Below are 24,582 nucleotides of genomic sequence, written 5' to 3'. Positions count from 1 at the left end.
AATATTATGTCCGTAACATATATAATCTGTGTTAGTATAACATAAATTCCGATAATTTTCATCAACTATTTTGTTAAGATTCCACTAATTATTGCTGCTATTTATTGAATTTTCCTCTGCTTCAAGGTTATAAAAAAAGAAAGCTGGAAACTTTACCAGCTTTCTTTGAGAAATATTAATTCTTTGGAGTTTTACCTATAACTGCCTGAAGCTTTTTCTCTACCACATTACCTTGAGAATCTTCTACTCGAATAGTTATAATATCCCCCTGTTTTACCTTAACTGTATATTCAAAGTTATTGCTGCCCACTGCATCATCTGATTTATTCAATATACAATTTCCGTCAATGAACAGTTTATAGCTTCCAGAGGTATTAGTGAGTTCACCCTTAAGGGTTATTTTGCCGTTTGTGGTATAAACTTTATCATCTTTTATATAGGGTTTAATAAGCTTTATATCCGGCATTATAGAATTATAGAAAACTACATAGGAGTAGTTATATATTTCATTGCCAGAGCTATCTGATAATTCTACTTTTACTTTATTTTCACCTTGCTGAAGCTTCAGCTTATAGGTAAAGCTTGAGTCATCCTTTATAGGAACTACATTATCATTAATTTTTAGAATTTCATCTTTTCTATAAGCAATGCCGTTAATGGTGTAAATATCATTATCTGTATCGGCTTTAGAAATAGTCATTAAGGAAGTTAAATTATTAAAGCTGACACCATAATCAGAATCTTCGCTGCTGTTGATGTAAAGGATCGCAGAAGTTGAATTGCAAGGGTCTGAAGCTTTTAGGAAAAATTCATCACTCAGCTTTGTATCATAGTCAAAGGAACCATCCTTAGCTACAGGTACTTCCTCAGAGTTTATAGTAAAGGAACGAAGGTTATCTTCTTTTACTGTTCCCTTAATATTGATTCCCGTAGCATTTTTAGTTACAGAGGAAACGATAATAACAGGAGCAATTGAGTCGCAGTAAACTGTATAGCTTTCCTTGCTTAATATATTGCCAGTTTTGCCTTCAGCAGTAAAATCTATTACATTTTTACCTTGAGTCAATTGAAGTGTATAGCTAAAGGTTCCAGCTTCATCTGGCTTCAATTTAGCACCATTGATTGTTAAGGCTGCTACATCTTCAGAGGTACTACCAGCTATGGTTAAGTTATTTTGGTTGTACCACATGCCATCTGTTATATTATTTATTGAAAGAGGCTTTACTTTTCCAATTGGTACGATGGAAGTAGCATAAGCACTGTTTCCAGCCCCATCAAAGCATAAGAGCTCTAAGGTGTTTTTAGAGTTATCTATTAAATTTACCTCTGTGCTGTAAATTCCATTTCCTTCACTATTAATTTTTTCTCCTCTAATAGCTTGTCCATTAACAGCTATTTGGGTATTATCGTTATTTATTCCTGAAAGATTGTCTTCTGCCTTCCATTTTAATATATAATTTCCGTCAGCTGCTTTATTTTCAGAAATTATTTGTATAGTAGGCTTGGTTAAATCAAGCTTAAAGGGCATGGTTATTTCTTGAGCCTTTCCGCCAGAAGCTGGTATTACTGAAAGCTTCATATAGTATTTTCCCTCTGGAGCCAGTTTATACTCTCCTGTAGCCTTATCATAAAGCTTTCCATTCCAAGCAGCAGCTTTTAATACAGTACCAAAGCCCCAATGAAGTTCGTTATAAAGTAAGTCTTTCTTAATGGAGCTATCTATGGAAGTGGTTTGTATTACTCTTTTATTTTCATCTAGCACTTCAGTGGTTATTTGCTTTGCATTTCTGAACATATAAAGCCTTGGAAGTATTGCATCTATATATCCATCATCATTAGGAGAAAAGGCTATGTCATCTGGATTTATATTATATTGTTCTCCATAGGCAGTGTAATTGTAGGTGCCTCCAGAGGTAAATCGTCCATTGCTGTCTATATAACCTAGAGTGGTGCCTTCATTTAAAGCATCCTTTACTTCATGGCCTCTTTCCATGCTGTCATAGTAGGAAACATATTTTGACCAAAAGTCTGAAAGCTTAGAGTCCTTGTCCCAAGCAGGCTTATCAAAGGCTGCTATGCTGTCCCAGTCTCCATAAAATGCAATGTAGGGAACGTGCAGAGAAGGTTTTTGGCTATCCTTAGAGTTAAATTGTATAAAGCCTTCTACATAATTTTGCTTTTTAAGGCTATTGGGTAAAGAAATAGTTATCTTAACTTTAACCTCTCCGCCGGCATGGACCGTTATAGTATTTCTGCTAAAGCTCATTTTGGCTCCGTCTATATTTTTTTCGTGAACATCCTGTGTTACAGCATCACTTTCTTCAGTAAGTATTGAAGCATCACCTAGATTATAGGAAGCCTCTGAATTTCCATAATTTTTTAGCTTTAATTCGAAGCTAGTGCTTTTATCTATGTTTTTTAAAGCTATAGCTGCATTTCCATTAAGGTCTGTTATCGCCACAGAATTGTTTATTGCATCCTTTATTTGAAGCATTCCTGAGCCCTGTCTTCTTGGCGAATAGGGAACAGTAGGCTTATATTTGTCCATTTCTACTTTTGCAGTGTTTATTGATGAGGTCTTTATAAATTCTACCAAGTCTCTTCCTTTTAGAGAAGAATTTTTAGCTTTTAAGCCTTCTAATATTAAGGCTTCTCCACCAGAAACATTTGGAGTTGCCATGGAGGTTCCAGACATAATGGTATAGGCGTTATTATTTACAGTGGAATATATAGAACCACCAGGTGCAGTAATTTCAGGCTTGAAGCCAAATTCTGGAGTAGGACCCCAAGAGGAAAACTCAGACATCTCATTTGCAGTGCTGTTTAAGGCTTCCTTTAGTTCTCCCTTAAAAGTGATTTTTAAATTTTTGCCTATTAAATTTTTTAAGGTTTCTGCTGAAGAAGAAGGAATTACGCCGCAAAGCATATCAAAAGGTATGGTATAACCTAATTCTGCTTCGACTGTTTCGTCTCCAGGCTTATAGAATAAAACACCCACAGCACCTGCCGCCTTGGCAGCCTCAGCTTCTTTAACTCCAACATTTCTAACCTCACCATAAGGCTCATATATTTCATCCTCAGGATATTTTATTAAGGCTACTTTCCCGGATAGCTTTGCAGGATCTAGGTTGGATTTACCGTCACCACAGTCTACCACTTCATAACCCTTTTCATCCTTAAGCGTATCCTTAAAGTCCTTCCATAAAAAAGTATAGGGAATTAACGGGTTGCTTTGAGAACCATCATAGGTATATTCTAAAGCTCGCCAAGGTCTGTAACTATTATCATAGGAACCCACGGTTATAGCATCTGGTGAGGTAGCAGGACTTCCTATGGTTCCATTATCTATAGTACCTAATCTATTTCTTATTTTTGTATATTTAGGATTAGGAGGGTTAGCGTTGGAGGACATGCTGCTGTTACCTCCAGCTACCACCACAGCAACTCCATTATCTACAGCCTTTTTAATAGCCTTTTGTTCTGGGTCGTTTTCGTCCGTAAAACCAGCATCACTGCCAAGACTCATGTTTATAACATCTGCACCCATTATTACTGATTCTTCTATAGCAGCTATTATATCGTCACTAAAGGCTAAATTTGTTTGACTGTTATTAGTGAAAACCTTCATAGCAAGAAGCTGTGCTTCTGGAGCTACACCTTGTACAGCATTAAAGGAGTCTATATCCTTTGAATTACCATTTGCCGCAACTATTCCAGCAACATGCATGCCATGCATTTCAGTGCCAGGATTTGTATCTAATATATCTGTATTACAATCTGCAAAATTATAACCATAGGGAACCTTAGCTGTAAAGTATTTTCCAAGATCCTTTACATCTTCTGGCTTGATTTTAGCTTTCTCTGGGTTTGTTAGTTTCATATCCTTATGATTATAGTCTATTCCAGTATCAATTATAGAAACTACCATGCCTTCACCCTTAAAGCCTAGATCTTGCCAAGTGCTGTAGGCTTGAGTAAGTTCTTTTGCAAATTTCATGTCTGGATAATATTTTTTTGCTTCTGTTACTGCTTTTACACCACTTAAGTTCCGTATCTTATCAATGTCGTCTCTTTTTCCATTAATGCTAAAGCCATTAACCAGATAACCATAATTTTTAGTGACTTTATTTCCAGTTATGATTTGAGCAGCTTCAATGATTGATTTTTGTGAAGCCTTAACATCATTAACAGCAGCCTTTCGCTGAGATTTATTATTGTCTGGCTTAATCTTTTCTGAGGCCGGTTGACCATCTAGTTCTACAATCAATCTGATAGTCTCTTTTGAATTTGAAGTCTTTTCTTTGGATAAACCATCTCCTTCGGAGGCGTTGCCCGCATTACGATAAACATCTTTAGTTTTTGCAGCGGTTTCTTTAAAATTTTCATTAGTGCTTTCTACTAGCTTACTTAAGGCTATTTGCTTAAGTTTTTGTTCGCCAAGAGTAGAGGCGCTGACAGCTTTTACGGGAAAGCCATTAAATATAGTAAATAATGTGCAAAGCATCAGCGCCAAGGCTGTAATCTCTTTTCTTAATTTACGCAAGTATATCACCCCTCAATAAAAATAAGTATTTGAGAAATTGTATACTTTAAGGTTTGGCTATGTTTTAAAAGAATGTTGATAAAGGCATTTTTCGTAATGGCATGGTTTCTTTCAGAACCCATGGGATGAACTCTAAGGGCTGCTTTGTTATAATTGACTACCAATTTTAATGCGCCCTCCGTGGCGCTAAAATTGCTTTGCCCGTCCTGGGCAAAATTACGCCAATTATAAGTCGCAATCCCTAAGAGTTCCTAGAACTCAAACGATAATATCAACATTTTAAAACATAGCCTCCCGAACTGAAGGAAGTTTTAAATCAGTGTAAAAATCAACACTGATTTAAAACAGAACCTAAGGTTTAAATAGGATTAATACAAAAATATACAAATTCTTAGGATTAATGTATCATTAATCAGAAGGAATTTAGTCTCAATATTGTCACTAAAATGTAAAAAAGTTGTAAAAAATAAAGACTTATTTCAACCGCATTTTTACTTGGGTGAAATAAGTCTGTACAGCCTTATAAGAAAATTTATGTAAGTCAAAACATAATCTTTAATTAGGCTCTAGCTTCGAAGTAGTGATCTCCGCCATTAGATTTAGTTGCGCTTGATATAGCGTCTGCTGCTTGAGTATGCTGAGCCTTAGTTGCACTGGATATTACGTCAGCTTTTGTTACTTGTTTGCTGCTAATATTGTTTGAGTATGATGAATTAAGAACTGATGATATGTTCATTGGTATTTCCCCCTTTCCAAGTGTAATTTTCTATTAGTCAATTATATAGCTAGAAACTTAAAATTAACTGAGAAAATTGAATAAAATAGTCGAAAACAAGTAAAAGTGCTGCTGAGTATAAAATAATAGAAAATAGACACTACTATATATATTAAATTTAATAATTTCATTTGTAGGGGGAGTGGCTGTGCAGGAGAGAACAAATGTATATGATTCTGTAGATGAAAATCTAATGTTTGCTCAAGCTAAGCTGAAGAATATATCTGGTTTTAGCAAAGGCAAGTTTAAAACCTTTCAAGGGAAAGTAGAAATCGGCATAGCTTTTATAGAAAATATTTGTGATAAAGATCTAGTGAATAGTGAGGTTATTTATCCGCTTATACAGGGCGATTTTGAGGATTATTTCAGCGTATTAGCAGAAAAACTATATACTTCATCTATCAATTCAAAGAAAACAAATCAAATGCAAGATATAATAACAGAATTGCTAAAAGGAAATACAGCAGTTTTTTTTGAAAAAAGCAGCATAGCACTTATAATTCAAAGCAGAAAAATTGAAAAAAGAGCTATAGATAAACCAGAAAATGAAATAACTGTTTATGCTGCTAAGGAAGCCTTTGTAGAGGATATAGATACTAATATAAGCATGATAATCAGAAGACTTCCCATACAGGCACTTCAAACTTCTGAATTTACTGCGGGAAAATTATCCAATACAAATTTAAAGCTTCTATGGATTAAGGATTTAGCTAGCGATGAAGTGATTGGGGAAGTGAAAAAAAGGTTAAATAACGTAGATACGGACATGGTAGATGGTGCAAGCACGCTGATTGAATTTATACAAGATAAACCCAATGGTATATTTCCCACATGCAGGCTTACAGAGCGTCCAGATATGACTGCAAGAGCATTATCTGCAGGATATGCAGCTATAATCTGTGATAATAGTCCTTTTGCTCTCATAGTGCCAATGTCCTTTTGGGATAATTTTAAAACCATGGATGATTATTCGCAGTTTTCTTATGCCAGTTCCATGTTAAGAGTAATAAGAGTTTTAGCATTCTTTATATCCATTACCATATCACCACTTTACTTAGCTTTTGTTACCTATAATCACACTATTGTTCCGCCCTCTCTGGCTTTAAACATTTCTCAGGGAAGAGAGGGGGTACCTTTTCCTTCAATAATAGAATTAATGGCCATGACCATAGTAATTGATATAATCAGGGAAGCGGGGACACGTATGCCAGGTATAGTGGGATATTTCATAGGAACCTTAGGAGCTGTTATAATCGGTCAGGCAGCTGTAGCAGCTGGTTATGTTAGCGTATCCTTAATTATAGTGGTGGCATTTTCAGCTATAGCATCTTTTGCAATTTCCTCAACTACTCTAGTAAACACTTCAAGAATAATAAATTATATTTTAATATTGCTATCAGGTTTGATGGGTATATTTGGATTTTTTAATGGTATAGCTATTTTCCTATGGAGAATGGTAACCTTGGAATCCTTTGGAGTTCCTTATTTATATCCTATTTTACCAGTAGAATTTCAAGGCTGGAAGGATGTGTTTATAAGAGCTCCATTTAAAGCGTTAAAGTACAAATTAAGGCTTATTTCTAATAGAGGTTCAGGCAATGCCGGTGGGGAAAGCAAATGATAAAGTGTTTTTTATAAGAGGGTGAATTCAAGTGCAATATAATAAATTCACAAGAGAGCAGATTGTATTTATTACCTTTGCCAGCGGCTGCGGCAATATGGCTTTTAATTTCATTTGGGCGGTATATTTAACAGGCAGAGGAGCATGGGTGGCATTAGCTATGGGAATTCTAATAACAATCCCATTTAGCATGATGATTTTCAGCTTAAGTAAAAAGTACCCTGAAAATAATATATTTGATATCATAAGGATCAATTTTGGAACAATGGTATATACGATTGTTGTGACAATAAATGCGGCAATAAATATTATTTTAGCAGTAACTATCTTGAATTTTTTGACAGGGACGGTTAAAGTGTATTTTTTGCAGACGACACCAGTGTGGGTGATTATGCTGTTTGTTCTTGTTACAGCTTTATTATTTACAAATAATAAAATACTGCTTTTTGGAAGGACTATAGAGTTTCTTACCATATGGTATATAATAAATTATTTTGCAGGCTTTTCACTTGGTTTTGTAAAGGAATTTCAAATGAAAAATATTGTGCCCGTTTTTGATACTTCCATATTAAGATTCGGAGAAGCAGTATACTTCTCATTAGCTTCGGCCTCAGAAATACTGCTAACGGTTATAGTCATTATAGGTCATATGCCGCAAAAGGATGAAAACAGAAAAAGCGTGATAAAAGGGAGTGGGCTTTGGGCCTTTATATTAGCTTTAGCAGTGTTTATTATGCAAGGGATATCTGGTTATGAATTACTTTTGCGCACCTCATCTGTAGGAGTAGAAATATCTAGAGCTATTTATTTTGGGGATTTTTTCAGAGGGTTAGAATTATTTATATTGGCTACCTATCAGCTTATAACTACTTTAAGAATAGCGCTATATCTATATTCTGCTTGTATACCAATAAAAAAATTAATGAGAGAAAAATTCTATTTCGCAATATTGATCTTTATATCCATAATAATAATGATGCTTTCTATAAAGCTGAACTCCTACAACAAAGCCTTTTTTATGTCCATATTTATAGATTATTACGTTCTTTTACCCTTTATAATATTTGTTTTAATATTAGGTTTTTTGGGCTCCCACATTATGAAAAAGGGGTTTGGAAGTGATAATAAATGAAAAAAATATTGTGCATTATGCTTTTGATTTCTTTTGCTGTTTCTTTAACGGGCTGCTGGGATTACACAGAATATGAGGAAATGACCCAAATCTATTCCTTAGGAATTGATTTAAATAGAAAATCCAATGAAATTACTCTTACCTTGCAATACATACCAATTGTAAAATCTTCTGGAGAAAAATCTATGGATATAAATAGAGGAACAGTTTATTCAGCTTCTGGATTAACAATAGTGGATGCATTAAATAAGCTTCAGCAGGTTAGTCCTAATAAATTGTTTTTTGGATATCTTCAGGTTATATTAATCAGTGAAGATGCCGCGCAATGTATGATGAAAGATATAATTGAGCATATAGAACGTACTCCAAGTATTCGTAATTCTGTTGGAATAATAATCGTTTCTGGAAGTGCAGAGGGAACTATTGCTACCCGTGATCCTAATTCAGTGATATCCTCAGGTAAAAAAATCAGAATGCTTCTGAATTCTGCTAAAAATAATGGAAATACTTATTCTGTTACACTTCATGATTTTTTACAGATGATGACTAACGAAGGCATTGAAGCAGTAGCACCTGGAATAATAACCACGCCGCCTATTAGAGATTCTGGATCTGCTTTAGGAGGAGCTCAAAAGGATATAAGATTTGCTGTGGAAAAACAAGGAAATATAATGACAAATGGAGTAGCTGCATTTAAAAAGGATAAATTTGTTGGCTGGCTTAATGATAGGGAAACATTAGGGTTAAATTGGATATTGGGCAATACAATCAATGTCTACGAAGCTTCCAATACGGATGAAGCTGCTGCAAATGATGATATGAGTAAATTGCCGCTTAATGCAGATGTTAATAAAATGCTGTATTTTTATATAACTAATTCATCGAGTAAAATTAAGATAACAATCGAAGATAATAAACCAGCGGTATATTTAAAGGTGAAGGTTGAAGCTGCTTTAAGAAAATATTATAGTGATGCAGGAAATGAATATATAGATTCGTCTATAACTGACTCCATAGAAGAAAAACTTAAAAGAAACATATATGCAGATATTGCTGCAGCAATAAAAAGAGGGAAGATGGAATTAGGGGTGGATATCTTTCAGTTCGGTTTTAATTTCTACAGACAGCACCCCAGAGAGTGGCACAAGAATTATGAAGAATCTTGGGATAAAATATTCAAAAATACCCCTGTTAATGTAAATGTGGAAGTAAAAGTGATTAATACTGGATCAAATATAAAAAAATTTTTTATAAAATAAGAAAAGTTTTAAATAAGCAGAAGTTCACTTATTTAAAACTTATAGCTTGAAATTAATTAGCTGCTTTTTTAAAATTTAAAGCTGTAACAGCTACTATAAAAAAGAACAGGGTAAATAATATAAGCATGATAGAGGGCATTATTACAGAGTTTAAACTTGCTCCTCTGGATATTAAATCTTTCATTCCAACTAGAGCCCAGGTCTGAGGCACAAAGCTAGATATTTTTATCATAATGTCTGGCATTATATCTCTTGGCCACATGCAGCCTGCAAGTAAGGAAGTTGGCATAACTATTATAGTTGATAAGGTTGAAAGCTGACTTTTATTTTTTACAAAGGAAGTAAGAGAAATACCAAAGGCTACTACAGCCAATATGAAGGCTGAGAATAAAATTATAAGTGCAATTACAGAATTACCCCAGCTTACATTAAAGAAATTCTTGCTTATAATTATTAGAAGCCCTACTTGAATCCATCCTAATATAAAGTTTCCTAATATGAAGCCTCCAATTATATTATATTTTTTAGTTGGAGTAGATAGAATCCTTGACCAGGTCCCTATATCCTTTTCCTCCATCAGTGAGTTTGCGCCTCTAGTCACGAAGAACATTATAAACATTATGAGAAGTCCAATAGCTGTAATGGATAAAGCTTCAGAATTATCTTTAGTAGAGGTTACTTTGCTGCTTACATAGCCAGCACTGGAGGCTTTTATGCTGTCGAAGTAGGAGGCTTCTATTGAAGTCTTAGTGTCTGATGATTTTCCATCTGTTAACTTACCTGCTGATTTAAGAGCGTTTACTGCTGAGTTTGAGGCGGCGGAGCCCATCCTTATTTGCAGTAAATAATTTTTTACTATGGTATTTAATACTGTGGTATTGCCGTCCTCTTGAAGCTTTAGGGTTTCAACAGAAGGATTTTTTTCAACAGCTATATCTTCTGAAAAATTCTTTGGAATAACTATAGCGAAGGCACTTTTTCCTTCTTTTACAGAAGTTTTTGCATCATCATAATTTTTAATATATATATTAAAGGTACCGTCCTCCTTAAGAAGCTCTATCAATTTATTTGAGTAATTGCCATTATCATTATTTACGATACTCAAAGGATAGCGCACATCTTTACTGTCATTTGAGGCAAACCCTTGAGTAAAGATTAAAACGAATATTAAAGGAGCCACCAGCATCATTGCCATAGCACTTTTATCTTTGAGAGTTAGTTTTATTTTTAATAGGGCTATATCTAAAATCTTTTTCATGCTTAAAAACCTCCTAATTAAGCTTCAATTTTATTGTTCCGAAAGCAAGAAGCACAATGCCTATAGCGGTGAGCACCAACACTGAGTTCATAGAAGAGGCGGCAGTTCCTCCCTGCATTACATCTATATATCCTCTTAGAGCCCAATTGTTAGGGGCTATTTTAGATATTTTCTGCATGGTATCCGGCATAGTATATATAGGAAACATGCTTCCGCCTATGAAAGAAATAATCATCACAAAAGGAGAAGAAAAGGCCTCTACGGCTCTATTAGTTTTAAACAAGGTAGCTATGGTCATGGCGATACCGCAGGAAGCAATAAGCATGGCTGCAGATATTAATGCTATAGCAATTATTGAGTTACCCCAATTTACATTAAAAACAAATTTGGTAAACAATATGATAACTAGGACTTCAAAAACGCCTATCATAAATAGTCCTAGTATCTTGCCGGTTATTATGGTAGAACGCTTAGCGGTGCTTCCCATAAGCCTTAGGAGGGTTTTCTGTTCACGCTCTTCTATTATTGAAGAAGTACCCATCATGGCAACAAAAAGAATATACATGACTAGCATAGCTGCAGAATAATACTGCATAGCCGAAAGCGAATCGCTGCTTACAGAGCTTTCCTTAAAGTTAGAATCGGCACTATCTAAGCTTTTTAACAGCGTTGGTATAAGCATCGAACTATCCATACCTTGGGTCTTAAAAACGGGATAAGCTGCTTTTACGCCGCTGGTTATAGAAGAAGCCGCCTTAGTGTAGCTTGCTACGAGGCTTTCTACTATTTTTCCATCTAAGTCATCTCCTGGATCCTTGTATATCTCAAGATTTTCCTTCTTTCCAGTGTTTAATCCTTCAGAATAACCCTTAGGAATTTTTATCAGTACAGGAATTTCACCTTTTTTTACTTTACCTAATGCAGTATCGTAGGATATATTTTTTAGATTTATTATCTTTTTAATATCATTAGAATTCAGGAAGTCCTTAAATTGCTTAGCATAGCTTCCGCCATCCTCATCTACTAATGCTACATCGAAGGCTTTTATGCCGGCGCTGTCCTTATTAAACATTGACGATAATGCCATGCCTAATACGAAGATGAGTGTTAAGGGCATAATTACAAGCAACAAAATAGTACGTTTATCCTTTAGTGTGACTTTTAAATCTTTAAGAGCTATATCAATAATTTTCATGCTATCACCCCTAATCTCTTAATTCTCTTCCAGTGAGATTTAAAAAAACGCTCTCTAAGTTTGGTTCCCGAATCTTCATAGACAACACCTTAATTCCCGCTTTAGCTATTTCTGAAAGCACAGGAGTTATTATGGCTTGACTCTCAGTAGAATAAATATTAACAGTATTTTCTTTTACAGATACATTTTTTACCTTCTCAATTTTTTTAATATTTTCAGGCAGAGCAGGCATTACTGAGGAGAGCTCCAGCTGAATATTATCCATATCTATGACGCTTTTCTTTAAGGAATCTTTATCTCCCAGAGCCAGCAATTTTCCGTGATCAATTATGCCTATTCTGGAGCATAGATACTCCACTTCTTCCATATAGTGACTTGTATATATGATGGTCATGCCTTCTTTATTTAAGTTTTTCACGCTTTCTAATATGTGGTTTCTTGATTGAGGATCTATTCCAACTGTTGGTTCATCCATTATGAGAAGCTCTGGTCTATGAAGCAATGCGGCAGCTATATTTATTCTTCTTTTCATGCCGCCTGAGTAACTTTCTATCTTGTCATTCTTTCTGTCTTCAAGACCTACTATATTTAACACCTCAGAAACTCTTTTTTTCAGTTCGCTTACTCTGATATTGTACATTTTCCCCCAAAACTCTAAGTTTTCCTTAGCAGTTAGTGTAGGATATAAAGCTATTTCTTGAGGTACCAGACCTAGAAGCTTTTTAGCGCTAGAAGGATTTTTAATTGCGTCTATATCATTTAAATAAATGGAACCACTGGTGGGTTTCAAAAGACCGCAGATCATGGATATAGTAGTGGATTTGCCAGCGCCGTTAGGACCTAAAAGTCCAAAGACTTCACCTTTCTCTATTTCAAGACTTATGTCTGAAACTACTGCTTTTTCATTATATTTTTTTATCAAATTATTTAATTTTAAAATACTCATTTTATACCCCCTTGTATAATGTAGAAGTTTTATTGTTTCTTTCTATGATTTAATTTTATATTATTGCTGTATAAGTGAGATGTATCAAAGGTCATGAATAAATAAAAAGAAGCTATGACTTTCGTCATAACTTCCATAAAAGAATATATAAAAAAGAGGGGTCAAAGATTGCTAAAGTTTAAGCTCTTGCTTTTCTTTTTCTTGCTATTATTAATACAGCTCCACCTGCAGATATTAATAATATTCCTAGTGCTATCATAACATTCTGATCTAAGAAGCTTCCTGTCTGAGGCATATTGGAAGCTGAAGTTATGAAGTAATCGCTGCAGTGGTCAGTAGTGAAGGTGAAATATCCTGAAGCATCCACAGTGGTAGTGGTTAAAGTTTCATAAGTATTTTTATCACTGTAGTATCTGCATACACTTACAGCTTTATTAGCCCAGTCACTTCCAGCAAGTATCTTTACTGTGGCCTTGCCAGGAAGTTGTCCACTATATGTGAAGGAGAAAGGAAATAATGAAGTATCCTTTCCGGTAATTGCTTTTACTTTAGCTGATTCCTTAGCTTTTAGGGAATCAGAAACAGTAGCTAGTGAAAAATCTATGTCTGAAGTTACTGTAGAAGTTATGTCTTTTCCATTAAAAGTCCAAGTTATGTTATTGCCATTTATAGTTAAAGTTTTGTCTTGTCCTTTTATTGAATTAAACACATCTTTGCTTACTACAGGGTTGCTCTTTATGTCAACAGTCACATTATTATCCTGAGGCGCAGGATTTGGTGCTGGATTAGGAGCTGGAGTTGGATTTGGTGCAGATACCTTCTTTATAGTATAAGAATCTGTTACGGACATATCATCTGTTCTGTATGTTGTAATAGTAAAGCTGTCAGCTGTCATAGAAACCAATGAAAAAGTGGGTTCGTGTAATTGCTGCTTTACTGCTTCATAATAGTTATTATCCTTAGATCTTAGCTCGTAGTATTTACTTCCACTGGCAGAGTTTGTAGTTACATAAAGGGTTCCAGTTGGGTTTATTACGCTGCCATCCTTATCTACAGTTTGATTTAATTGAGCCTGACCGCCCTTCATCTGATAAGTTCTTGTGTATTCGTGATCATGACCGTCCAATACTACATCTATTCCAAGAGAGTCAAATATCTGAGGAAGAGAATTTCTTCTGTCAATTATGTCCTGGTCAGTTTCATGATTTGCAGAGCTGTACACCGAATGATGAAGCACTGCTATTTTCCATTTTGCATTTGGGTTGGCTTTTATTGCTTGTTCCATAAAAGTCTTATGACCATCTTCATTTGTATCATTGCTATCTAGCATTAGAAAAAGAGTATCTCCATAAGTAAAATAGGCATCTCCGCCAGTAGTTGCTTCCCCAGAAGCTGTTCCGTACTGTGTGGACATATTTGGTGAGTTAAAATGGTAGATATGCCCTGAACCATAAGTTTCGTGGTTACCAGCAATAGTTGCTACTGGAAGGCTTCTTAACTGATCTGGAGCAAGATATCCAGTATATTCCACTTCGTTTTCACCATTAGTTACTTCTTTTCCATTGTTAACCTGATCTCCTACAGAAAGTAAGAAATTAGTGCCTGGAAATTTTCCGGTCGCTTTTTTTAAGGTATCTGACCAGCCGGCTGAATCCTTGTTTATATCTCCGCTGGCGCCGATTTGAGGATCTCCTGCTACAAAGAAACTGAAGCTGGAGGATTGATGTGTAGTGTAATTGTAAATCGGGCTCCAGTTTGTTCCGTCTCCCACACGATATACATATTCAGTAGAATCTTTAAAACCATTTGCAGTTACCTTATTGTAAGAAAAACCGTCTTTAGCATTTCCCTTTGTTCCCATGAAGACTTTAGCTTTGCCTTCTGGAAATACTCCGTTAACATAGTCTGATTTCAAAGCGAATTGTGCAATACTCGCAGTAGAGGCATTATTGGAATACCAATTTAAGTACAGCTCTGAAGAGTTAGCTCCAGGACTAAGCACTATGTTTGTGATAGTTGTGGTAGTATTAGTGCTGTCTGCCAATACTTTAACTCCGCTCCTTCCGGGAAGCTGAGTCAATGAAAGAGTTACAGTCATAAGCAAGGTGATTGCAGCTATTTTTTTGCTGTGTTTCATATACATACCCCTTTACAAAATATATTTGTTACAAAGGTATTATAAATCTTTACTTACAATATTATGTAAAGGTGATGTAATTTTGCGGTGAACAATATTTAACAATTTTTCCTAATATAAAGGCATATTTTAACGAAAAATTAACCTGATGAAGATATAATTTGTATATTAGGTAATAAGTAAGAGTGCTTACCTTGTATAAATAAATTTTAGAATTAGGAGTAATAGTATGAATTTGAAAAATAAAAATATTGATAATATACTACTTGGAATATTAATCATGGTATGCTTTGCAGCATTTTTATATATATTTAATGCTAATGTACCTTCCAGAATAAATGTTAAGCAAAAAAATTCTTCTGTAAAATATGAGAAAGCAGAGGTATTAAGTATAGAAAAACAGTCCTTAAGTCCATATCCTGATGTAAAAGGTATGTATTTAGGTTCACAGGATTTAAAAATAAAAATTCTTACTGGTGAACACAAAAATGAAGTAAAGACTGTAGAAAATTATCTATCAGATACTCACAATGTTTATTTAACTCAAGGAATAAAATTTGTTGCAGAGATAGATAGCACTAACGGAAATTATGGAGTTATAGTTTATAGCTACAATAGAGCTCCGGTACAATATGTTTTCATAATTATTTTCTTTGCAGCTTTATGCATAGTCGGAGGGAAGAAAGGACTTAAATCCGTGTTAGGATTACTGTTTACCTTCGTATGCATAATATTTCTTTACATACCTATGTTGTATAGGGGCTATTCGCCAGTGGTAGCTTCTATGATAATCGTACTCCTGGTTACCGTAGTGAGCTTAACTCTTTTAAATGGTATTAAGGCAAAAACTATATCGGCTATATTAGGTACAGTGATAGGTACATTTTTGGCTGGGATAATAGCTTTTATAGTTGGTCAGCTTACTCATGTTTCTGGACTTAACACTAAAGATGGAGAAACTCTAAGTATGATTTCTACACAATCTGGCATGCAGGTTTATTGGCTGCTGTTTGCAGGAGTCCTTATCGCAGCCTTGGGAGCTGCAATGGATCTTAGTATGTCCATAGCATCCTCCATTCAAGAGATACATCAGTCTAACCCAGATAAAGGATCAAAAGAACTTTTTATTTCAGGAATGAATGTGGGAAAAGATATGATGGGCACCATGGCAAATACGCTTATACTTGCCTTTACTGGTGCATCTATAAATATGCTTATAATAATTTATTACTATAACGTATCCTATTATCAGCTGATTAATATGGACATGGTTAATGTGGAAATAATTCAAGGGATAACTGGAAGCTTGGCAGTTATTTTAACGGTGCCTATAGTTTCATTTATATCTGCAAAATTTATGTTTTTAAAAGTATTTTCAGAGAAAACAAAAAACACTGCAGCTTAAAATATACCTTTTTCCTTGGCATAAAGGGCAAGCTGAGTTCTGTCTCTTAAGTATAGCTTGCTTAGAATGCTGGTTATATGATTTTTAACAGTGCCTTCAGATAAGAACAACTCTCCAGCTATTTGTTTATTGTTTTTTCCAGAAGCAATGAGTTTTAAGATATCTTTTTCTCTTTCAGTAAGCGAGTTTAGATCCTCTGAAGGTTCTTGGATTTTAACTGGTTGAGAGGATAGATTGCTGACAATTCTGATAGCTACTTCAGGATGAATAAGTACGCTTCCTTTCATAACCATTCTTATGGATGAGGCAAGCTCTTCGGATTTAACATCTTTTAATAAATAGCCTTTAGCTCCAAACTTAAGCGCTTCGAATATATATTTATCGTCATTAAAGGTGGTAAGTATGATTATTTTTGTATTAGGATAAGTTTCACATATTTTCTTCGTTCCCATTACTCCATCACATTCAGGCATTCTTATATCCATGAGTACCACATCTGGATTAAGCTCTGAGATCATTTGGAAAGCTTCATTGCCGTTTTCTGCAACTCCTACCACTGATATATCTTCTTCCATATTTAAAATCAATTTTAGGCCATCTCTTATGATTGCTTGATCATCTGCTATTAAAACCTTAATATTATTCATTTCACACCTCCACAGGGATTTCAATATGTATTATAAAACCATTAACATTTTTAAAAGCTATTGTGCCTCCAAGCATATTTATTCTTTCTTCCATGCTTTTAAGCCCAACCCCTTTTATTAGGCTGCAGCAGCCTTTCCCATTGTCAGCTATTGAAAGATATACCTTCTTATTTTTAAAAACTAGGTCAATAGCTATATCCGTCACATCTCCATGTTTTGCACTATTGGTGAGGGCTTCCTGAATAGCCCTATATAGAGTCACTTCAACAGTGGGGGAGAGCTTGTATCTACTTTCCGATACATTAAATTTAACTAATATACGAGTATTTTTTTCAAAATTTTTTATAAGCTCTTTCATGGAATTTATTCCTGAAGTCTCATCTGAAGAGGAGGGCATAATCTTTTTTACAGACTTTCTTACTTCAGCTAGAGTGTCCCTGGCTAGGTCAGAAGCTTTGCTTAGCTCTGCTTTAGTTTTTGATATATCCTTTTCTAAAAGTTTTGAGCAAATATCCATTTCCATTATTAGACCAGTGAGCCTATGTCCTATATTGTCATGTATCTCACCTGCTAGCCTGTTTCTTTCATTCAGTATTGAAATCTCTTCAACTTTTGAAGCGTAATCAGAAAGCTTTTTATTGGCAGCCTCAAGTTCTTCCTTTGATAATCTAAGCTCTTCATTTAAGGACTGAAGCGTATATTTTAGCTCTTTTTCTCTTTTAAGAATATAAGCACATACTGCAAAAAAGGATATGGAAACCACGTCCATGATATAATTTTGTAAGGCTTCTTTTATAGAAGAGCTATGCTCTAAAGTAAAGCAGGAAGGAAACATGCTTAAATATACGCATACAGATAAGATAATTCCAGGTTTAGTTTCCAGAAATAAAAATATATCTACGATAGTTACATAAGCACATACAAAAATAAAAGAATCAAAAATCCAGCTCAATATTGCTATTAGAATAGCTTCAATAATAACAGAGGTTATAAACCATTTGATTTTAGGGATTGTGTATAATATTCTTACGGAGGAGATTAATAAAATAATTAGGAATAAAAAACAAAATAAGACTTGTCTATATAGATTATTATCCATTCTCATAATAGATAAAATAAATATAGCGGCATAGGTAGCATATCTGCAAATCGTAAGGGTGTGTAAATCTGAAAATTTATTTTCCAATATTAATTCCTCACTCTCGAAATATCGTTATAATATTAATTATAGCATATAAGCATTGAGGTGTATAAATATGAGCACAAATAGACTTATAATAATACTTAGATATATTTCCATTTTTCTTTTAATATCTTGCAATATATTCTTAAAGGAAGCTGTTTTAGAAGATACCTTCATAGTACTTATTTTTATATATGTGATAAATAATCAAATAAGATTTTTTAACTTAAAAAATAAGAAATGCATAGCTGTATCTATAATTTTAGAACTGATACTTTCTACAATAGCTTTTAAGAATTATGGAGGAATTATCTTGCCATATTTTTTTGTAGCAGTTATTGATACAACCTATCTTTTAGAGGGCAGCTTAAGCTATCTGCTAAATGGAGTAGCTATAATTTCCGAGATATATCTTATTTTAGATAAAAGCCTCTCGGAAATAATCTCCAGCGTGTCTGCTTTGATTATTGCTTCAGTGTTTCTGTACTACATCAAAAATGAGTATAAGGATAAACTTAAGGCTCAGAAGTTTTATGATAAGCTTAGAATATCAGAAGATAAATTAAAAAAAGCCAATAGAGAGCTTGAGATGTATGCGCGGTCTATAGAGGAGCTTACTACTCTCAGGGAAAGGAACAGAATATCTAGAGAACTTCATGACAGCATAGGCCATAATTTATCTGCTATGATAATACAATTAGGTGCCATAGAGCAAATTACAAGGCAGGATGGGGAGACCGCGGCTAAGATGGCAGCGAAATTAAGTGAATATGCGAGAAACAGCCTCCAAGAGGTAAGAGCCGCAGTACGGGAAATGAAGCCAAGAGAATTTGAAATATATGAAGGCATACTAGCAGTGGAAGATATGATAAGAAATTTTGAAAAGCTTACAGGTATAGATGTGAGATTAGGCTTTTCAAAGGAAAAGTGGACACTTAATTCTGATCAATCTTTTGTAATCTACCGAGTAGTTCAGGAGTTTTTATCCAACTCCTTAAGACATGGAAGGGCCTCCAGAGTAAATATATTTATGGATTTTGGTGAAGAAGATTTAACATTGACCCTTGAAGACAATGGAGTTGGCACAGATAGTGTAGAAAAGGGAGTAGGCCTCAAAAGCATATGGGAAAGAGTTGGTGAACTTGGAGGAACCGCAGAATATAATAGTAAAAAAGGACAAGGCTTTCTAATAAAAATCAAAATAAAATCAAAAATTTTGTTTTAATATAGGTATTTTTTAAAAAGCATAAAAATTAGGCTATGTTTTAAAAGAATGTTGATAAAGGCGTTTTTCGTAAAGAAACTCTAAGGGCCGCTTTGTTATAATTGGCTACCCATTCAAATTCGCCATCCATGGCGCTTGAATGGCTTTGCTCGTCCGTGAGCAAAATTACGCCAATTATAAGTCGCAATCCCTAACAGTTCCTAGAACTCAAACGATAATATCAACATTTTAAAACATAGCCTTCCCAACGGAATGAAGTTTTAAATAAGTGTAAAAATCAACACTTATTTAAAACAGAACCAAAAATTAAAATACATGTCAGGCTGATGAGGGGGAAGTTATGAAAAAAATTAAAATAGCCTTGGTGGATGATGAAAGATTAATAACAGAAGGGCTTAAAATAATACTTTCAAGCTATGAGGATTTGGAAGTGGTGGGAACTGGTGAAAACGGAAAGGAAGCTTTAAAGCTGTGCAGGACTAAGGCTATAGATGTGGTATTAATGGATATAAGAATGCCTCAGTGGGATGGGGTACTTGGGACAAAACTCATAAAAGAAGAATTTAAAAACATTAAGATACTCATACTTACTACCTTCAATGATGTGGAATATATACATGAAGCTTTAAAATATGGTGCTTGTGGATATATATTAAAGGACAGCTCCTATGATTTAATACATGAAAGCATAAAAGCGGCAATGGAAGGAACTGTGGTGGTGCATCAACAAGTGGCTAATAAGATATTAGAGAATACTCCTGAAAAGATATATGATGATGATGAAATCTGCAATAAATACGATATGTCCCATAAAGAGCTGTCTATAATAAGAGAGATAGCTAATGGACTTAGCAATAAGGAGATTGCAGAGAAGCTATTTTTAACAGAGGGAACCATAAAAAATAATATAAGCACTATACTTTCAAAGCTTAGCTTGAGAGACAGAACTCAGCTGGCCATATTTGCCTTTAAGAATGGGATAAGTGACTAAAGTAATTTAAGTAGTTACTTAGGGCAATTTAAAAACCTTCTTGAACTCTATATAATTTATTTATAGGGAGCAAGGAGGTTTTTTTATGAGTATGATTGAAGTGAAAAACGTAACTAAAAGATTCAAGGATAAATTAGTGCTGGATAATGTTTCTTTTAATGTAGAAGAAGGAGAGATGTTTGGACTTATAGGTCCCAATGGTGCAGGTAAATCTACTTTGATAAATATTATGACTGGAGTAATGGACGGCGGTGGGGAAATACTCATCGGCGGTCATTCCATAAGGAAAGAAGCTGTAGAAGCTAAAAGACTCATAGGAGTAGTTCCTCAAGAAGTGGCTGTAATGAGCACAGTTTCTGCCTATGATAATCTAGAGTTTTTTGGAGCTCTATATGGTTTAAAGGGAAAAATACTTAAGGAAAGAATAGATGAAGTGCTTGAAATAACAGGGCTTACGGAAAAAAGAAAAGAAATGGTTAAGAAATTTTCGGGAGGTATGAAGCGAAGGCTTAATATAGCGGCGGCCATAATGCATCATCCCAAAATACTTATAATGGATGAACCTACTGTAGGTATAGATCCTCAATCGAGAAATCACATTTTTGAATTTACGAAGAAAATAAATAAAGAGAGAAAAACTACAGTGATATATACCTCTCACTACATGGAAGAGGTTGAACACCTTTGCGAAAATATCTTCATTATTGATCTAGGTAAAGAGATAGCTTATGGAAGCAAAAAAAAGATAAAATCCATGGTAGCTGGGGAGAATAAAGCAATCATTTCTTTGGACAAGATTTCGGAAAACATTATAAATAATATAAGAGTACTAGAAGGAGTGAAGGATTGCCAAGCAGAAGGCAACGATTTAAAGCTTGTCATACGAGAAAAAGATTTTAAGCTAATGGAAGCCTTAAAGCTAATAGAAGCTTCAAAGGCAGATTTAAAATCCATAAATTTTGAGGATGTATCTTTAGAAGAAGTATTTTTAAAGCTTACAGGAAAAAAATTAAGGGATTAGGAGGTAAAGCATTGAAAATTTTAGTATATGTGAAGCTTATTTTTAAGTCAACGGTAAAAAATATGGCAGCTTTGCTCTTTGTATATATAATGTTTCCTGTGGTACTTAGCCTTATAGTAGGTTACGCCCAGAAGTATACTATGAATCCTAGCCTAGAGATTAATAGGCTCAAGGTTTATGTAGCAGATCAAGATGATACAGATTATTCAAAAGCTATGAAAAATGTGTTTAGCGACAATGAAGTTAAAAAGCTGCTGGATATTAAGGACAATGAAAAGGAGGCGGGATATACAGTTACAATACCTAAAGGTTATGAAATAAACGTGTTAGGTGAAAAGGAGGCTAAAGTAAATATAAAGGTGAACTCCTCTGGAAATGATAATAATGTAAGCATAATTTCTCAAATACTTGAGAGCTACAATAAAAGTTTATCTCATCAGCTTTTAATATGGAGAAATATAGATAAAGAAGCTATTTCACAGGAGGACAAGAAGCAGCTTTTATCAAAGGTGCAAGCAGATATCAATGAGAATAATGCAAAAGAATTGATAGAAAATAATATTGTGAAAAATAAAAAAAGTCTAAATTCCTATGAATATTATTCCACATCATTTTTAGCCTTCATGTTTGTTATGATGGCAGGAAATGTGGTTATTGCCAGCTTTATGGAGAAAGAAAATGGTATGGAGAAGAGAATGATGTCGGCACCTATAACCAGATTTGAATATTTTAATTACAATATGGTGATGAATTTCATATTTTCTTTTATATTTTATTTAATATACATTTTAGTGTTTCGCTTTTTAAGGTTGTCTTTTGATTGTTCATTACTGCTTTTAGTTATTGCTGTATTTGTTCAAAGCATGCTTACAGTAGCTTTATCTGCTATTTTATGGAGCTTCACAAGCAAGAAATTTTCTACAGCTTTTATTAGTGCAATCACTATTGCGCAAATGCTCATAGGAGGTATGTTTATACCGCCTGAAAAGATAAATATTCAAGTATTTAAAGCTTTAAATGAATTTTCACCAGGAATATTGCTGACTAAAAGCTACAACAATCTTATTATATATAACAGTTTTCAATCAATAGCTCCTTATATAGGCATTATGATAATATTGTCCATAATAATGTATGGAGTGAGCCTTATAGGCGTAAAAGTAAGATGGGGGAGGGGTTAAGATGTTATCTGCATTAACTTTTGTAAATTATAAAAGATTTATGAAAAAAGGTACAAATATATTTTCTCTTTTAATAATTCCTTTGCTTACTGTAATAGGTATAAATTATATGTTTTCTGGAGACAGATACGTGGATTCAAGCTCAGTAGCTTTCAATGTAGAGGATAAAGGACAAATGGGAAGTGAGATGCTAAAAGAATTAGGGGTATCAAAAAACATTTTTATAAATGATGAAAAATCGGCAGACAAATTACTTGAGCAGAATGATGTAGCTGCTGTATACTGCATACCTGAAGACTTCAGTGAAAAAATAAAAAGCGGAGAAAAGCCTACAATTGAAAGCTTTAAGAGAGAAAAATCAGGGGCATCATCCTTGGAAGTACAAATAGATAAAAAGGTAAATGAAAAATTAGAGACTCAAATTTTGATCAATAAGGGCTTGATAAAAAATGCTAATGAGCTTAATAAGAAGCTTATAAATATAAATGTGGACTATAAAAAGTCTCCCCTAGGGAATACACTTTTTTTAACAGTGTATATGGTGATATACTGCATTATATTATCTTCCACTAATATAGCAACGGAAATGTTAGCACTTAGAAATGATAAGGTGCTCCTAAGAACATTAACCACAGCTAACAGAGGGTATGAGATAATAGGAAGTTTCTATTTAGCAATCTTTTTAGCTCAGATATCTATGAGCATATTTGTAATAGCAGCAAGTAAATTTATTTTAGGTTTTCAGCTGGTAAGCCTTCACATAATTTTTGCCAATATAATACTGTCTAGTTTATTTTCTTTGAGTGCTGCTCTTATGGCGACAAGAGTATTTAATAATGCAGCAGTGGTGTCCAATATATTAACTTTATATAGTGCTGTAAGCATAATACTAAGCACTTTTGCCCAGGCATCCAATAGTAATGTATCAATAATAGTAAAAAGTATAGCAAAGCTTACACCGCATTATTGGGCTATAGATAGCATCACAAGCTCGAAACTGTTTCCCAACAGCATTATAATGCTTCTTATGACTGTGGCGATGTTCACAGCTGGAAGCATAAAGGCGAGAAGTTTTTTAGGAAAGGTTGACAATTAAAAATTGTACCGATACATTTTGAGAAAGGCTACTCTGAGTTTATAATTTAAATATGTTCATGCATGAAATTAAAAATTATAAATTTGGAGGTTTCATTATGGAGAGATATGATTTAAACAAAAACTTAGCTCAAATGCTAAAGGGCGGAGTTATAATGGATGTTACAAATGCAAAGGAAGCTGAAATAGCTGAAAAAGCAGGAGCATGTGCAGTTATGGCTCTTGAGAGAGTTCCATCAGATATTAGAAAGCAAGGCGGAGTTGCAAGGATGTCTGATCCTAAGATGATAAAGGAAATAAAAGCGGCTGTATCCATACCTGTTATGGCAAAGGCAAGAATAGGACACTTTGTCGAAGCGCAGATTCTTCAGAGTCTTGGCGTTGATTTTATAGATGAGAGTGAAGTTTTAACTCCAGCAGATGAGGCTTATCATATAAATAAGAACGATTTTAAGGTTCCATTTGTATGCGGAGCTACAAATTTAGGAGAAGCGCTGAGGAGAATCGGAGAAGGAGCATCCATGATAAGAACCAAGGGAGAGGCTGGTACCGGAAATGTAGTAGAAGCAGTAAGACATATGAGAAAGGTGACAGATGAAATAAGAAAAATTAAGAATGCTCCTGAAGAGGAACTTATGACTATTGCAAAAGAATTAGCAGCACCTTTTGATTTAGTTAAGTATATCTGGAATGAGGGTAAGCTTCCTGTAGTTAATTTCGCGGCAGGCGGAATTGCAACTCCAGCAGATGCAGCACTCATGATGCAGCTTGGATCAGAAGGAGTGTTTGTGGGGTCAGGCATATTTAAATCAAGCAATCCAGAGAAGAGAGCAAAAGCTATAGTACTTGCAACAACCTATTATGATGATGCAGATAAATTAGCAGAAGTATCAGCTGATTTAGGAGAGCCTATGTTCGGATTAGACATAAAGGATATAAGCAATAAATATGCTGAAAGAGGCTGGTAA

Annotated in this window: 18 protein-coding genes; 10 read left to right on the top strand and 8 right to left on the bottom strand. The window is 34.4% G+C overall.

The window, feature by feature from the left end:
• Positions 1 to 175: 175 nt before the first annotated feature.
• On the bottom strand, positions 176 to 4,543 hold the full coding sequence (locus IAI10_RS19965) for a S8 family serine peptidase (RefSeq protein WP_315675070.1): 4,368 nt from the start codon (positions 4,541 to 4,543) through the stop codon (positions 176 to 178).
• A gap of 559 nt (positions 4,544 to 5,102) precedes the next feature.
• A complete protein-coding gene (locus tag IAI10_RS19960; RefSeq protein WP_315675069.1) occupies positions 5,103 to 5,279 on the bottom strand; it encodes a hypothetical protein in 177 nt (58 codons plus the stop codon).
• 187 nt (positions 5,280 to 5,466) lie between these two features.
• On the opposite strand from IAI10_RS19960, the gene IAI10_RS19955 reads away from it, so the two are divergent.
• From IAI10_RS19955 to IAI10_RS19945, 3 genes are read left to right on the top strand one after another with little or no spacing between them, the layout of a single operon-like run.
• Positions 5,467 to 6,939 (top strand): spore germination protein, encoded by a 1,473-nt coding sequence (locus tag IAI10_RS19955; protein WP_315675068.1) that lies wholly within the window; start codon positions 5,467 to 5,469, stop codon positions 6,937 to 6,939.
• 31 nt (positions 6,940 to 6,970) lie between these two features.
• Entirely contained in the window at positions 6,971 to 8,071 is a 1,101-nt protein-coding gene (locus tag IAI10_RS19950) for a GerAB/ArcD/ProY family transporter (protein WP_315675067.1), read from the top strand.
• Positions 8,068 to 9,330, top strand: a complete 1,263-nt coding sequence (locus IAI10_RS19945; protein WP_315675066.1) for a Ger(x)C family spore germination protein — start codon at positions 8,068 to 8,070, stop codon at positions 9,328 to 9,330. The genes IAI10_RS19950 and IAI10_RS19945 overlap by 4 nt, the downstream gene beginning before the upstream one ends.
• A gap of 52 nt (positions 9,331 to 9,382) precedes the next feature.
• Here the strand turns inward: IAI10_RS19945 and IAI10_RS19940 are convergent, their stop codons facing one another.
• From IAI10_RS19940 to IAI10_RS19925, 4 genes are all read right to left on the bottom strand, one after another.
• Positions 9,383 to 10,588, bottom strand: coding sequence for an ABC transporter permease (locus tag IAI10_RS19940; protein WP_315675065.1), 1,206 nt, complete (start codon positions 10,586 to 10,588; stop codon positions 9,383 to 9,385).
• 13 nt (positions 10,589 to 10,601) lie between these two features.
• The gene (locus IAI10_RS19935) at positions 10,602 to 11,783 is read right to left on the bottom strand and encodes an ABC transporter permease (protein WP_315675064.1); all 1,182 of its coding nucleotides are present in this window, start codon (positions 11,781 to 11,783) and stop codon (positions 10,602 to 10,604) included.
• A 10-nt stretch (positions 11,784 to 11,793) separates the two neighbouring features.
• Positions 11,794 to 12,729 carry an ABC transporter ATP-binding protein gene (locus tag IAI10_RS19930; protein WP_315675063.1) on the bottom strand — a complete coding sequence of 312 codons (936 nt, stop codon included), beginning with the start codon at positions 12,727 to 12,729 and terminating at the stop codon, positions 11,794 to 11,796.
• 178 nt (positions 12,730 to 12,907) lie between these two features.
• Positions 12,908 to 14,866, bottom strand: coding sequence for a metallophosphoesterase family protein (locus IAI10_RS19925; RefSeq protein ID WP_315675062.1), 1,959 nt, complete (start codon positions 14,864 to 14,866; stop codon positions 12,908 to 12,910).
• Between the two features lie 229 nt (positions 14,867 to 15,095).
• Here IAI10_RS19925 and IAI10_RS19920 point away from each other — a divergent pair, with 229 nt between their 5' ends.
• A complete protein-coding gene (locus tag IAI10_RS19920; protein ID WP_315675061.1) occupies positions 15,096 to 16,271 on the top strand; it encodes a YibE/F family protein in 1,176 nt (391 codons plus the stop codon).
• Here IAI10_RS19920 and IAI10_RS19915 read toward each other — a convergent pair.
• Together IAI10_RS19915 and IAI10_RS19910 are read right to left on the bottom strand one after the other, a co-directional pair.
• Positions 16,268 to 16,918, bottom strand: coding sequence for a response regulator transcription factor (locus IAI10_RS19915; RefSeq protein ID WP_315675060.1), 651 nt, complete (start codon positions 16,916 to 16,918; stop codon positions 16,268 to 16,270). The two genes, IAI10_RS19920 and IAI10_RS19915, sit on opposite strands and share 4 nt — an antisense overlap.
• Before the next feature lies 1 nt (position 16,919).
• Positions 16,920 to 18,104, bottom strand: a complete 1,185-nt coding sequence (locus IAI10_RS19910) for a sensor histidine kinase (protein WP_315675059.1) — start codon at positions 18,102 to 18,104, stop codon at positions 16,920 to 16,922.
• 70 nt (positions 18,105 to 18,174) lie between these two features.
• Between IAI10_RS19910 and IAI10_RS19905 the strand changes: the two genes are divergently transcribed.
• The 6 genes from IAI10_RS19905 to pdxS all read left to right on the top strand — a co-directional run bounded on the left by IAI10_RS19905 (position 18,175) and on the right by pdxS (position 24,582).
• Positions 18,175 to 19,326, top strand: a complete 1,152-nt coding sequence (locus IAI10_RS19905) for a sensor histidine kinase (RefSeq protein ID WP_315675058.1) — start codon at positions 18,175 to 18,177, stop codon at positions 19,324 to 19,326.
• 340 nt (positions 19,327 to 19,666) lie between these two features.
• On the top strand, positions 19,667 to 20,317 hold the full coding sequence (locus IAI10_RS19900; protein WP_315675057.1) for a response regulator transcription factor: 651 nt from the start codon (positions 19,667 to 19,669) through the stop codon (positions 20,315 to 20,317).
• Positions 20,318 to 20,402: 85 nt separating this feature from the next.
• Positions 20,403 to 21,338 carry an ABC transporter ATP-binding protein gene (locus tag IAI10_RS19895; RefSeq protein ID WP_315675056.1) on the top strand — a complete coding sequence of 312 codons (936 nt, stop codon included), beginning with the start codon at positions 20,403 to 20,405 and terminating at the stop codon, positions 21,336 to 21,338.
• An 11-nt stretch (positions 21,339 to 21,349) separates the two neighbouring features.
• Positions 21,350 to 22,519, top strand: a complete 1,170-nt coding sequence (locus IAI10_RS19890) for an ABC transporter permease (protein ID WP_315675055.1) — start codon at positions 21,350 to 21,352, stop codon at positions 22,517 to 22,519.
• Position 22,520: 1 nt separating this feature from the next.
• The gene (locus IAI10_RS19885) at positions 22,521 to 23,615 is read left to right on the top strand and encodes an ABC transporter permease (RefSeq protein ID WP_315675054.1); all 1,095 of its coding nucleotides are present in this window, start codon (positions 22,521 to 22,523) and stop codon (positions 23,613 to 23,615) included.
• 97 nt (positions 23,616 to 23,712) lie between these two features.
• Positions 23,713 to 24,582, top strand: coding sequence for a pyridoxal 5'-phosphate synthase lyase subunit PdxS (pdxS, locus tag IAI10_RS19880; protein ID WP_315675053.1), 870 nt, complete (start codon positions 23,713 to 23,715; stop codon positions 24,580 to 24,582).

The organism is Clostridium sp. 19966 (assembly GCF_032335695.1).
Classification (GTDB): domain Bacteria; phylum Bacillota; class Clostridia; order Clostridiales; family Clostridiaceae; genus JACTOJ01.
This window is presented reverse-complemented; position numbering and strand designations above follow the sequence as displayed.